The sequence below is a fragment of the Megasphaera vaginalis (ex Bordigoni et al. 2020) genome, assembly GCF_900240295.1.
GTDB lineage: Bacteria > Bacillota > Negativicutes > Veillonellales > Megasphaeraceae > Megasphaera > Megasphaera vaginalis.
On record NZ_OEQB01000002.1, the window covers coordinates 93451 to 106488 of the forward strand.

Here is a 13038-nt window from a genome sequence, read left to right on the forward strand (position 1 = left end):
TGGATTGGTATATTCATTATAGTACATATCGGCAGGGGAGAAAATAGCCTTCGCCGTTGCCGGCATCGCCTCGGGCCGGCCGTATCATTGACAGGGTACCCCTTATTTTTTATAATAAGAAAAGATATGGAAATTCGGGCTGATTTCATGAGGAATCAGCCTGTTTTTCAAGTGGAAATCATTTTGGAGGAATGAGATGCGCTTACGGAGAAAGCCGTGGATCGACGAGGCTGTCAAAGAATATGAGTCCTTCGTCTGTTTGGATGCAAAAGAAGAGATGAAGGGGCGTTGGCGAAGTCTTTTTGCCGATCCGGCAGCGCCGTTGTGGGTAGAGATCGGTACGGGTAAGGGGAATTTCATCGCGCAAATGGCGCAGCTGCATGGAGATGTCAATTTTATCGGCATTGAGGTGCAGCTCGGCGTCTTGTATTACGCCGCTAAAAAATGCGCTGCCGCCGAGACGGAAAACGTGCGCTTGCTGCGTTTCGACGCGACGGCGTTGGAATCGATTTTTGCAGCGCAGGAGATCGATCGGATTTTCATCAATTTTTGCGATCCGTGGCCGAAAAAGCGTCATGCCAAGCGTCGTTTGACATATCGCCTTTTTCTCGACCGTTACTGCCGATTGCTTCGGGCCGGCGGCTGCCTTTGTTTTAAGTCGGACAATCGCGGTCTTTTTGATTTTACGTTGGAAGAACTTACGGCACGGCGCTGGTCTTTGTCCGAAGTGACTTATGACCTGCACAACAGCGGCATCGTCAATGAAGCGATGACGGAATATGAAGCGAAATTCAGCGCGAAAGGACAGCCGATTTTTCACTGCCTGGCAACCAGGCCGACGGAGGTGAGACGGGATGAAGCGGAAGAAAAGTAAGGAATTGAGAATCGCCTTCTGGGCGCTCATGACGGCTTTTGCTTTTCTGTTTGTCATCGGCACGGTCAACGTGTACAGCTCAACCTTTGTCGAAGAGATCGGGACGGGAAATACGTTTGGTTATCTGGGACGTCAGGCTTTTCTGGTGTTTATCGGACTGTTTCCCGGCTTTTTTGTGTATTGCCGCGATTACCATTGGTGGAGCCGTCATGCAGGCAAGCTGGCAGTACTGACGATCATCCTCCTGTTGGCCGTTTTTGCAGGAGGGACCGTCGTTAACGGTGCCCGTCGTTGGATCGGCATCGGCGGTGTCACCTTCCAACCTTCCGAACTGGCGAAGCTTACGGTTATTGTTTGTACGGCGACGGCAATTACGAACAAGCTTTCCCGCCGTCGGGCAATCGAATTTTTGCGGCCGCTGCATCGGGAAAGACGGAAAAAGGGACGGGCCCGTGCGGCGGTGTTGCCTACGGAAGAATTATGGCTGCCCATTTTGTTGAGCGCGTTGGTGTTCAAGCAGCCTGATGCCGGGACGGCAGGGGTTATCTTTCTGTTGCCGGCCATGATGCTTTGGGCCAGCGGCGCCAAGCTTTCCCAGGCGAAATATCCGTTGCTGATCGCCGGCGTTGCCGGCGTGATTCTGCTCCTCTCGGCGCCGTATCGGATGGATCGCATTACGGCGTGGCTTGATCCGTGGTCTTATGAAAAGACCTTAGGGTACCAGACGGTGCAGGGATTGATCGCCATCGGTTCGGGCGGCTTTTTCGGCCAGGGGCTCGGTGAGGGGATCAGCAAATTCAGCTACCTGCCTGAAGCCCACACGGATTTCGCCTTTGCCGTTTTTGCTCAGGAATGGGGATTTATCGGCGCTCTCGGCATCCTGTTTTTATTCGGCCTGATCATTTACTATGGTTGTTACAGCGCCTGCCACAGTCGCGATACGTTCGGCACTCTGCTGGCGCTGGGGGTAACCTTTTATTTCGGCGGCCAGGGATTTATCAATATCGGCATGGTCAGCGGCATGTTGCCTGTCGTCGGCGTACCGCTGCCTTTCATCAGTTACGGCGGCACGTCGCTGATCGTCAATATGACAGCGGCGGCGCTGTTGCTGAATATTTGCCGGGACGGCTACCGCCACGCCGAACAGCAGGAACGGTACGGGACTGTCGCCGCGCCAAAACCGATGCGGCAACAGCTGAAGTTGCCTGCGCGTTAATTCGTATTTTGCGGAGGAGTTACACGAATGGAACAGAGAAAAATCATCGAAGTCGACGAGCGGCTGCCGCTCTTGCCGACGATACCGCTCAGTTTACAGCACCTTTTTGCCATGTTCGGTTCAACGGTACTGGTTCCTTTTTTACTGCACGTAGATCCGGCGACGGCCTTGTTCATGAACGGTATCGGCACGTTGCTGTACTTGACGATCTGTAAATGGCGGTTGCCGGCATACCTCGGTTCCAGCTTCGCCTTTATCTCGCCGGTACTGGCCGTCTGCGCCACGTCCGGCATGTCCTACGGCGATGCGCAAGGAGGGTTCATCGTTTTCGGTCTCTCCTTTATGATTTTGGCCGCCATTGTCGACCGCGTCGGCACCGCCTGGATCGACATACTGTTTCCGCCGGCTGCGATGGGAGCCGTCGTTGCCATTATCGGTTTGGAGTTGGCGCCCCTGGCGATGACGATGGCAGGATATTTGGGCGATGCCCAAGGCATGACCAACGGAACGGCTATTCTTATCTCGACGTTTACCTTGGCCGTGACCGTTTTGGCAACTGTTCTGGGCCGGGGCTTCATCGGCATTATTCCGATTCTTATCGGTGTCGTTTCCGGCTATGTGCTTTCCTATTTTCTCGGTGTCGTCGACATGGCGACGGTCAGTGCGACGCCGTGGCTTGCCGTGCCGACTTTCTATGAACCGAAGTTCAATATCAGCGCCATCATGATGATCATGCCGGCCCTTTTCGTCGTTTTTGCCGAACATCTGGGGCATCTTTTCGTGACCAGCGATATTGTCGGCCGCGATCTGATCAATGATCCGGGGTTGCATCGGTCGCTTTTTGCCGACGGGCTTTCCAATGTCCTTTCCGGCTTTGTCGGTTCGACGCCGAACACGACGTACGGTGAAAATATGGGCGTTATGGCAATTACCGGTGTTTACAGCACCTGGGTCATCGGCGGCGCCGCCGTTTTCGCCATCATTTTTTCCTTTGTCGGGAAGATTGCGGCCCTGATTCACGGGATTCCGACGCCGGTCATGGGCGGTGTCTGCATTCTTCTTTTCGGCTTCATCGCCGCTTCGGGGATTCGTATGCTGGTCGAAAAGAAGGTGGATTATACGCGGTCGAAAAACCTGATTCTTACGGCAGTGACGATGATCTCCGGTTTGTCGGGGGCGACTGTCGTCCTCGGACCGGTGCAGCTCAAAGGAATGGGACTGGCGACGGTTGTGGCCATGCTGCTCAGTCTGGTCTTCCTCTTTTTCGAAAAGATACACTGGTCGAACGAACGCTAGGAAAAAGACGATGAATTTAACGGAACTGTTACGTAAACAACGGGCCATGACGCGGCAGGATCTGATCGACCTGCTGAGTCTTACCGATCCGGATGATTTGCAGCAGCTGTATGATGCCGCCTACGCCGTTAAGGCGGCAACTGTCGGTCGTGTCGTCTATTACCGCGGACTCGTTGAGTTTTCCAATATTTGCATAAAAAATTGCCGCTATTGCGGCATACGGCGCGATAATGACGAAGTCGAGCGATTTGATACGGAACGGGACGATATTCTGGCCATGGCCCGATGGTCATACGAAAGCGGCTACGGTTCGCTGACGCTGCAGTCCGGCGAGCGGCAGGACGAGGCCTTCGTTTCCTATGTGGAAGAACTCATTGGCGATATAAAAAAAATCGGCGGCGGCGCTTTGGGGCTGACGCTGTGCGTCGGCGAACAGACGGAAGAAACGTATCGCCGCTGGTTTGCAGCCGGAGCTCATCGGTATTTGCTGCGCATCGAAACGAGCAACCCTTCACTGTATAATATGCTGCATCCGCGCGACGGCCGGCATGAATGGCAGGTTCGCCGCGATTGCCTGCAGACGTTGCGTCGAATCGGCTATCAAGTCGGCACCGGCGATATGATCGGACTGCCGGGGCAAACGGTAGAGGATCTGGCCGACGATATTCTTTTTTATAAACAGTTGGATATCGATATGATCGGCATGGGGCCTTACGTCGTTCATCACCGCACGCCTGTCGGACAGGCGGTTGCGGCCGCCGGACTTGATTCGCCGGACGCGCGGCAACGGCGGCTTCAATGGGGCTTGTCGATGATCGCCGTAACGCGTCTGTTCCTTGTCGATGTCAATATTGCGGCGACGACGGCGTTGCAGGCGTTGCATCCGCTGGGGCGCGAGCTGGGGCTGAGAGCCGGCGCCAATGTGCTGATGCCGGTCGTGACGGTGCCGAAGTTCCGCGCGCAGTATCTGCTTTACGATCATAAACCTTGCGTCGATGAGCGGCCCGATCAATGCAAAAACTGCCTCAGCGCCCGCGTTGCCTCTGTCGGTGACACCGTCGGCTTCGGCAGGTGGGGCGACTCTCTCCATTTTCATAAAAAAGAAAAGCGATGAACGACAGCGCGACGATCTTTTCGTCGCGCTGTTGCTTATTCCGGAGACAAGGAGTCGATGAACGCCTGGGCCAGGCAGGAGAGATACCGGTCTTTCGGCCAGGCCACGGCGATTGACGTATACAACGTAGCGTCATCGATTACCTTTGCCCGCAGCTGGTCATGTTCGGCCAAAGAGAAGGCGGAAGCCGGAATAATGGCGACGCCGAGACCGGCATTGGCCCAAAGGATCGTCGTTCTGGCATCATCATTCCGGCAGAGGATCGTCGGTTCCAGATCGTGACGCAGCCAGGACTGGCGCAGCAACTTGGCGAAACGGCGATAAATGATGAGGGGTTTCTTGGCCAGGAGTGGCCAGGCGATCGTTTTTTCCCCCGGCTCTTCATCGAAGGCTGCCGTCATTGCGGCGATCATCGGTTCCGCAGGCAGGCGGCGGACGCCAAAGGGAGCGTCGTCAAAGGGCGTGCGGACGATGCCGATTTCAATGATGCCCTTGTGCAGCCAATCGATTACGTTGAACGTATTGCCGTCATAAATTTCGAAGCGGACGTTGGGATATTGACGGCGAAACATTTCCACGCCGCCGTTAAACAGCACGCTTCCCGATGACGAGACCGTGCCGATGCGGAGCGTGCCGCGCCGGCCGCTCTTGAAATCGGCCATTTCCCGCTCCGTTGAATCGGCCAGCGCCAGCAGCTGCTTGGCCCGGATATAAAGGATCTGACCGGCGTCTGTCAGCCGGATCTGACGAGGTCCCCGGCTGAACAAGGTTGAGCCGATTTCCGTTTCCAACAGTTGCATTTGTTTGCTGAGCGGCGGCTGAGCCATGTTCAAGCGCTTTGCCGCAGCGGTGATCTGCCGCTCTTCGGCAATGGTGACAAAGTAATGAAGCTGACGCAAATCCATAACTTGAAAATTTCCTTCCAATAAAATGCATATTAAAAAGATATTGAATATAGAGTATATATATATTTTTAGTATATCATCACAAGTGATATAATCAAGATCGGAAAAGCGGAAAAATGCGATCAGGAGGAAATCATGACAGACAGAGCGGAACGGAAAGTAACAAAAGACTTTTACTGGAAGCTGTTTACATCGACCTTTATTATCAGCGCCGTTACTGTCGGCGGCGGTTACGTCATCATACCGTTGCTGAAGGCGAAGTATGTTGATGAATACGGCTGGATTACAGACAAAGAAGCGCTGGAACTGGTCGCCGTCGGGCAATCCATGCCGGGCGTCGTAGCCGTCAACAGCGCGGTTATTCTCGGCTATCGCATGGCCGGCATTGCAGGTACGCTGACGGCACTGACGGCTACGGTTTTGCCGCCGTTAGCGATTATCATGGCCGTTTCTTTCTTCTATGATTATTTCATCCAAAATATCTATATCAAATTCGCGTTGCGCGGTATGCAGTGTGGCGCGACGGCACTGATCGTCAATGTAGGGCTTGATTTGCTGATTAAGCAGGGCAGAAAGCGGCTGGCTCTGCCCTTGGCTATTATCGGCGGCACGTTTATCGGCACCGTGTTTTTTGATCTCAATATCATGTATTTGATTTTGTTGGATGCCCTGATAGGACTTCTTTTTATGAAACGCGAAAAATATGATTAGGCGGTGATGACGATGATTTATTGGCTGTTGTTTTGGGAATTCTGCAAAGTCGGCGTTTTCTGCGTTGGCGGCGGCTACGCCTCGATGCCGTTGATTCAGGCCAGCATTGTTGACGGCTATCATTGGTTGACAATGAGTGAATTTGTCGATATTTTTACGATTTCGCAAATGACGCCCGGGCCGATCGGGATTAATGCGGCAACCTTCGCGGGCACGAAGATCGCCGGTGTCGGCGGCGGTTTGGCAGCGACGCTGGGATTTGTCACGCCGTCTTTTTTTCTCGGTATCCTTTTGGCGAAACTCTTTTTGAAATACGGCAACATCGGGCCGATTCGCGGCATTCTCAACGGCCTGCGTCCTGCTGTCGTCGCGCTGATCTGCGCGGCGTCGATCAGCTTTATCTGGTTGGCGCTGTGGAATACGGAAGGCGTTCCTCAGGACTGGAGCGCTTTCAGCGGCGGCGGCCTGCTTATCCTGATTGCCGCTGTTATCGCCGTGCGTCGGAAATTCGGTGTCATTCATATCTTGTTGGGTGCAGGTCTTGCAGGTCTCATCTTGGGCGTGGCCGGAATGTTGCAGGTATAACGGTCATGCCGCAACGGGCCGGCAGCGGCTGTTGCCGGCGGGCCGGTGTTGCTCTGGTCGATCGGATCGGCGCCGAATTGAAGATAAATCTTGACGCGGCTCTCTTGAATTTGGTATACTTACTTCATTATGGAAGGGTGTCCGAGCGGTTTAAGGAGCTAGTCTTGAAAACTAGTGATACGGCAACGTACCGTGGGTTCGAATCCCACCCCTTCCGCCAAAGTTGCGAAGGCGCAAGCATTGAAAACAATGGTTGCGCCTTTTTTGTTTCCGCATCGGAAGCGGCAAAATTGGGATTACTTGCCATTTTATGCGAATTATGATATATATTTAAGTGTATATCTATACCTAAAAGATAATCGTATTTATGAAATGGGGCAGTGATATGTATCACATATGTGTTCTGACAGGACACCCGGATGAAGATGAGTTTGGAGAGCGGTTGAGCGATATTGCAGAGGTGGAATATTGCTCGGCCGAGGATGAAGAGGATTTAGCGGATCAGTTGGACGGCGCGGAAATTTTGATCTGTCGTGACGAACCGGTTTCGGCGTCGCTTATCGAACGCCTGGAGGATTTGCGGCTTATCGTTGTGCTTTCGGCTTTTACCGATCATGTCGATGTGGCGGCGGCGGCGGCCAAAGGGATCAGGGTTGTTCGTAATACGTCGTATTGTGTTGACGATATTGCCGATCACAGCGCGGCCATGATCTTGGCTTTATTGCGTCAGCTGCCGGAATATCAGAATGACATCCGCAGTAACAGCCGCTGGCAATACGGATCGATTACCTGGCCGATTCACCGTGTCGGTGATACGCTGATCGGTCTCGCCGGTTTCGGTCATATCGGACGGGCCGTGGCGCGGCGCTTGCAGGCTTTCGGCTGCCCGATCCAAGCGTTTGATCCTTTTGTCGATGAACGGGTCTTGCGGGAGGCCGGCGTCAAACCGGTCGACTTTGATACATTGCTGCAAACGAGCGACCTCGTTTCACTCCATCTGCCGCTGAATGAGGCGACGGAAAACCTGTTTCAAGATGAACAGTTTGAAGATATGAAGAAGGGCGCCATGTTTGTCAACTGCTGCCGCGGCGGGTTGGTTGATGAGGCGGCTTTATATCACGCCGTCGATGACGGTCATATCCGCAGCGTCGCCTTGGACGTCTTGTCTATGGAACATCCGAGCCCGATGCTGCTGAAGATGATTGCCCGTCCCGAATTCCTTTTGACGCCGAGTATCGCCTGCCATTCCGTGGAAGCCGACAAACAGCTTGTCGATGACGGCGAACGGTACATCAGACTCTTTTTGGACGGAAAGTATGATGAATTGCCCGTCGTTCATTGTGAACGGACGGAGTGTTGAGGTTCACCGGCCGGTGAGCGATAAAGGAGGACTCGGAATTTTGCGGATTTGGAAATTGCTGTGCCTGGCGGTTGTCTGCTGCTTCGTGTTGGGCGGCTGCGCCTTGCCGGAGAAAACCGGCGGCGAGACGGCGGAAAAGGCTGTACAGACGAAGCAAACGGCGCCGGCTGTTCCGGAAAAGGTTCCGGAACAGGGCGTGCCTGTGCTGATGTATCATATGATCGGTGATGTCAAAGATAATGACGCCGTTTTGCTCGAGTCTCACTTTCGCCAGCAGATGCAGTTTCTGAAGGATAACGATTACCATCCGATTACGCTGCAGCAGCTGTATGCGTATATGGTGAACAAGCAGCCCATACCGGAGCGTCCCGTTGTCCTGACCTTTGACGACGGGTATCCGGATACGTATACTGTCGTTACGCCGATTATGAAGGAATACGGTTTTGCCTGTACTGTTTTTATTCCGACGTATGACGCCGATCAGGGGACGCGGCTGACTTGGCAGCAAATCAAAGAAATGCAGGCTGCGGGCATTCAGATTGCGTCGCATTGCCATCATCACGACGAGATGGGAGAAATGACGGCGGAGCAGCTCAGGAGCGAAATTGCCACCAGCCAGCAGCGGCTGAAAGAAGAGCTGGGCATTGACAATGCGTTCTTCTGTTATCCCTACGGCAGCGAAGATGAAGCGGCTGAGAAGGAATTACGGCGAGCCGGCATCAAATTGGCCTTCACGATGAAGTCGGGATGGGCCAAATACGGTGATAATCCCTATGCCGTCAGACGCGTCTGGATCGGCAATGCCGTTGATATCGACAATTTCCGGCAACGGCTTACGACGGAACGATATGCGTCCCGTTAAGATATGCTTAGCAGAGGATTCCGAGGTTACGTATGAAACTATTTCGAGAAATTTTTAAATTTATCATGGTGCTCATGGTGTTTTTTGCAGTGACATCGCCTTTTGTCGCTTTATTCGGTCCGTTTGACAATATTAAGCGTACCGTTGTCGGCGCCATCCTTAAGAGCCGTCATCCACAGTACATTACATGGCTTTTTTCGCAAGAAGAGATTGATGCCATTTTGGGCGGCATCAGTACGGCGCCGAAACAGGAACTTTTTAAATTTACGTCGCGCAGCGATTCTTCCTTGAAACTGAAAAATATTGATTCCAGCCGTTTTAAGGGATTTTTGTTGGAAATACCCGACCCGAAACGAGTAGAAATCGCGACGGCGGCGAATCTGGATGAAAAAGGCGACACGACGAGCGGTATCGCCAAACGGAACAATGCCGTCGCCGCCATCAATGCCGGCGGTTTTTATGATGCCAACGGCACTGGAACGGGACGCAGCCCTTATGGCTTTATTATTCATGACAACGGCTTTATCCTGGGAAAAGAATCGGACGACAGTGAAGTGAACGAGTTTGTCGGTTTCACGAAGGACGGCAACCTTATTGCCGGCAATTACAGTAAAGGCGAGCTGGTTTCCATGGGAGTCAAGGAGGGAATCACCTTCGGACCGCCTTTAGTTGTCAACGGGGAAAAGATGATTACCAGCGGCGACGGCGGCTGGGGTGTCGGTCCGCGAACCGCCATCGGCCAACGCAAAGACGGCACCGTCCTCTTTCTCGTTATCGACGGCAGGCAACCGTCTTATTCCATCGGTGCAACGCTGCGTGATCTGCAAAATATTATGTATGAAGAAGGCGCCTATATTGCAGCCAATCTGGACGGCGGGTCCAGTTCGACCTTGTATTTGAATGGCGAAGTCGTCAATAAGCCAGCGGATCTCCTGGGAGAACGCATGATTCCGACGGCCTTCATCGTAAAGTAGGAGGCGCCCATGAAGATCGGTAATGTATTGTTGACCTTTATCGCCGGTGTAGCGATTCAAGCCGGCGTTTACTATTATCTGGACAGTTTCCTGTTTGCACCTACGTCGGATTATAAGATCGGCGGAACCAATCAGCAGGAGGCGCTGGGATTCGGCGTAGAGCCGAACGGGCAGTCCTATTATTCTTATGACAAGCGATTTATGGCCGTAATCAGTAATGAGAACGTGTCGATTTACGAAGCGGGAAAGAAGGGAAATCCTCAGCGTATCAGCCTGCACGGCAGAAATGTTTCTTTCTTTGAATGGCTTCCTGACAGGGATCTGGCTATCTTTGCCACTTATGGCAGGAGCAGCAAGACCGGTGCGTACGGCGTCTTTATTGCCCAGTATAACCCGCAGGCCCCCGACAGAGAGCTGGATACGGAGATTGAAGATGTGCCGCGTGACAGCAAAATCACGGACGTCGCCTATTCGACGGCAACGAATGTCATCTACATGAAGTTGCAGATTGAAGAAGAGCGGTATCGTATTTACCGCACTGATGCGAACTATGATACGCGTCGGATCCCCGTACAGGCGGAGGATATCGGTAAGATTGCCGTCTTTTATGACCAGGATATTCTCTTTTACGACAATTTGAAGCGCGGTATCGTCTACATGTTGGAAGGCGCGACGGGGACGTGGCGCGAGATTTCGCCAAACGGTAATTTCCGCCTCGTCGGCATAGACGGGCAGGAGATTTACATTGCCGAAGTGAATCGTGACGGTAAGGCCGTTGCGGCTTATCGCGGCCGTTTAAAAAAGGGCTTCACGAAGATTGCGACATACCAGACGCCGGAAGAGTTTTCTTCCCTGACACTGGACAGTATGCATGAAGCATCAGATAACATGGATAAAGAAAAGTAAGAAAAGGGGCATATATGGCTAAGCATAAAATACCTAAAAACCGTTCCCTTGAGGATATGTTTGCCGGCGTGAAAGAGGAGCTCACTTTTGAAACGGCAGACTGGGATGACGGAGAACCGCGGCGCTCGCCGTCCGGGGCCGCCAAGGCGGCACGGCAAAGTCCGGGCGATTTTCGCAAACAGTTTTTTACGGAAGACTTGCAGGAAAAAGTGGGAGCCCTGCTGTTGGAGATCAAGATGGCTTACTATAAAGACGGTGTCGGCGATATTTCACTCCAGGCCGTCAGAGACGGCCGCAATATCGTCATCAAAACAGCGCCGAAAGCCGTTAAAAAAGGAGGTAGATTACAGTGATAGCATATAAGCGGATTGTGGTTCCCGTCGACGGCTCGGAGAACGCCAAACGGGCGTTGGAACATGCCTGTGCGCTGGCCGTTGCCGCCGATGCGTCGCTGATCCTGGTGTATGTCGCTACGATCATTTCGTCGACGCCGAGTTTCGGTTCTCTTTTCGGCGGCTATGCGGCGGAGCGGGTGGCAGTGGAACTGCAGGAAAAGGGGGAACGGATCCTGCAGGAAGCGGCTGCATCTGTGCCGCACCGGGTGAAAGTCGAACGGGTTTTTGAAGTCGGCGCCCCTGATGCGATCATTCTTTCCGTCGTTAAGGAAAAGGCGGGCGACATGATCGTCATGGGCTGCCGCGGCCTGGGAAAAGTGGAAGGGTATGCCCTGGGATCTGTCAGTCAATATGTCATGAATCATGCCAACGTTCCCGTCATTTTGGTAAAATAAGGGAGCGTGAGCAAAGCATCGCTTTTTTTATCAGGAAAGCGATGCTTTTTTTATGATTCGGCGGCGTTATTGGCAGCCGCGATACGATCCGCGATGGCGTGTTATTTACTATAAGAGGAAATACAGGTGATACCGTGTTTGGTACATATGGCAAGCGACATGATTTTCAGATGAATGCGCGGAAGGCGCTGAAGTATATCGGTCCGGGCATTTTGATTACTGTCGGCTTTATTGATCCCGGCAACTGGGCGGCCAATATAGCTGCCGGCGCCGAGTACGGTTACGCCCTTTTATGGATGGTGACACTGGCTACGATTATGCTCATTTTTTTGCAGCATAACGTCGCCCATTTGGGTATTGTTACCGGTCTTTGTCTGGCAGAAGGCGTGACGCACTACTTGCCTCGCCGCCTGGCGCGGCTGGTTCTTGCCACTGCCGTTTTGGCGGCGGTGGCTACGGCAATGGCGGAGATCCTTGGCGGCGGGTTGGCAATATCCATTTTGACGGGACTGCCGGTCCTGCCTGCTTGCTTTTTCACGGCAGCGGCTTGCTTTTGGCTCTTGTGGACGAATTCGTACAAGCGATTGGAAAAAATTATCATTGCCTTCGTGTCGCTGATCGGTCTGTCTTTTTTGGCCGAAGTGACCCTCGTCCATATCGACTGGCAGGCGGCGGCGCCGGCTATGGTCATGCCGTCGCTGCCGGCGGGCTCGGTCATGATCGTCATGAGCGTACTCGGTGCCGTCGTCATGCCTCATAATTTGTTCCTCCATTCGGAAATCGTGCAGAGCCGCCAATGGAACCTGCAGGATGAGACGGTTATCAGCGAACAGCTGAAGTATGAATTTTTAGATACGATTTTATCCATGGGAATCGGTTGGGCTATCAACAGTGCGATGATACTGATTGCCGGAGCAGTCTTTTTTTCGCAGGGTATCACCGTGACGGAGATCGGACAGGCTCAGGCTATGCTGGAGCCGATGCTGGGCAAGGCGGCGGCGTTGCTCTTCGCCTTGGCACTTTTCTTTGCCGGCCTGGCTTCGACGACGACGGCCGGTATGGCCGGCGGAACGATCTATGCCGGTATTTTCGGCGAGGCCTACCAGATCAAAGATTATCACTCATGGCACGGTGTCGCCTTGACGTATCTTCTGGCGCTGGTCATTATCTGTCTGATCGTTGACCCGTTTCAGGGACTCGTTTATTCCCAGATCGCCTTGAGTGTCCAGTTGCCGTTGACGATTTTTACGCAGATATATTTGACTTCAGCGCATAAGGTCATGGGGAAATTTGCCAATACGACGCTGCAAAAGACGATTCTCGGTACGATTGCCGTCATCGTGACGCTGCTGAATGGCTTGCTTCTGTGGGAGATGCTGCAATAAAGGGGATATTGATGCAAATGCCTTGCGTTTGCAAATGGGGCGGTCTATAATAAAACGAAC

Annotated in this window: 14 protein-coding genes and 1 tRNA gene; 14 read left to right on the forward strand and 1 reads right to left on the reverse strand. The window is 53.1% G+C overall.

What is annotated here, in order from left to right:
* Positions 1–196: 196 nt before the first annotated feature.
* The 4 genes from trmB to hydE are packed head-to-tail and all read left to right on the forward strand — an operon-like array spanning position 197 to position 4500.
* Complete coding sequence (gene trmB, locus C0977_RS03035; protein WP_101912405.1) at positions 197–874, forward strand: tRNA (guanosine(46)-N7)-methyltransferase TrmB; 678 nt, start codon at positions 197–199, stop codon at positions 872–874.
* Positions 855–2090, forward strand: a complete 1236-nt coding sequence (locus C0977_RS03040; protein WP_101912406.1) for an FtsW/RodA/SpoVE family cell cycle protein — start codon at positions 855–857, stop codon at positions 2088–2090. The genes trmB and C0977_RS03040 overlap by 20 nt, the downstream gene beginning before the upstream one ends.
* A 27-nt stretch (positions 2091–2117) precedes the next feature.
* The gene (uraA, locus tag C0977_RS03045; protein WP_101912407.1) at positions 2118–3386 is read left to right on the forward strand and encodes a uracil permease; all 1269 of its coding nucleotides are present in this window, start codon (positions 2118–2120) and stop codon (positions 3384–3386) included.
* Positions 3387–3396: 10 nt separating this feature from the next.
* A complete protein-coding gene (gene hydE / locus C0977_RS03050) occupies positions 3397–4500 on the forward strand; it encodes a [FeFe] hydrogenase H-cluster radical SAM maturase HydE (protein WP_023053825.1) in 1104 nt (367 codons plus the stop codon).
* A 35-nt stretch (positions 4501–4535) separates the two neighbouring features.
* On the opposite strand, the gene C0977_RS03055 is transcribed toward hydE, so the two are convergent.
* Positions 4536–5405 (reverse strand): LysR family transcriptional regulator, encoded by an 870-nt coding sequence (locus tag C0977_RS03055; protein ID WP_101912408.1) that lies wholly within the window; start codon positions 5403–5405, stop codon positions 4536–4538.
* A gap of 135 nt (positions 5406–5540) precedes the next feature.
* On the opposite strand from C0977_RS03055, the gene C0977_RS03060 reads away from it, so the two are divergent.
* The 10 genes from C0977_RS03060 (at position 5541) to C0977_RS03105 (ending at position 12978) form a co-directional block, all read left to right on the forward strand.
* The gene (locus C0977_RS03060; protein WP_023053796.1) at positions 5541–6116 is read left to right on the forward strand and encodes a chromate transporter; all 576 of its coding nucleotides are present in this window, start codon (positions 5541–5543) and stop codon (positions 6114–6116) included.
* Between the two features lie 12 nt (positions 6117–6128).
* Positions 6129–6701 carry a chromate transporter gene (locus C0977_RS03065; RefSeq protein WP_101912409.1) on the forward strand — a complete coding sequence of 191 codons (573 nt, stop codon included), beginning with the start codon at positions 6129–6131 and terminating at the stop codon, positions 6699–6701.
* A 131-nt stretch (positions 6702–6832) separates the two neighbouring features.
* Positions 6833–6921 (forward strand) — tRNA-Ser (locus C0977_RS03070).
* Between the two features lie 165 nt (positions 6922–7086).
* Positions 7087–8061: a C-terminal binding protein gene (locus C0977_RS03075; protein WP_036242864.1), complete on the forward strand. Its 975-nt coding sequence runs from the start codon at positions 7087–7089 to the stop codon at positions 8059–8061.
* Between the two features lie 40 nt (positions 8062–8101).
* On the forward strand, positions 8102–8923 hold the full coding sequence (locus C0977_RS03080) for a polysaccharide deacetylase family protein (protein ID WP_101912410.1): 822 nt from the start codon (positions 8102–8104) through the stop codon (positions 8921–8923).
* Between the two features lie 32 nt (positions 8924–8955).
* Positions 8956–9897 (forward strand): phosphodiester glycosidase family protein, encoded by a 942-nt coding sequence (locus tag C0977_RS03085; protein ID WP_101912411.1) that lies wholly within the window; start codon positions 8956–8958, stop codon positions 9895–9897.
* Between the two features lie 9 nt (positions 9898–9906).
* Positions 9907–10803: a hypothetical protein gene (locus C0977_RS03090; protein ID WP_101912412.1), complete on the forward strand. Its 897-nt coding sequence runs from the start codon at positions 9907–9909 to the stop codon at positions 10801–10803.
* 14 nt (positions 10804–10817) lie between these two features.
* Complete coding sequence (locus C0977_RS03095; protein ID WP_101912413.1) at positions 10818–11156, forward strand: hypothetical protein; 339 nt, start codon at positions 10818–10820, stop codon at positions 11154–11156.
* Entirely contained in the window at positions 11153–11593 is a 441-nt protein-coding gene (locus C0977_RS03100) for a universal stress protein (RefSeq protein WP_101912414.1), read from the forward strand. The genes C0977_RS03095 and C0977_RS03100 overlap by 4 nt, the downstream gene beginning before the upstream one ends.
* Positions 11594–11727: 134 nt before the next feature.
* On the forward strand, positions 11728–12978 hold the full coding sequence (locus tag C0977_RS03105; RefSeq protein ID WP_200814201.1) for an Nramp family divalent metal transporter: 1251 nt from the start codon (positions 11728–11730) through the stop codon (positions 12976–12978).
* The last annotated feature ends 60 nt before the right edge of the window (positions 12979–13038 follow it).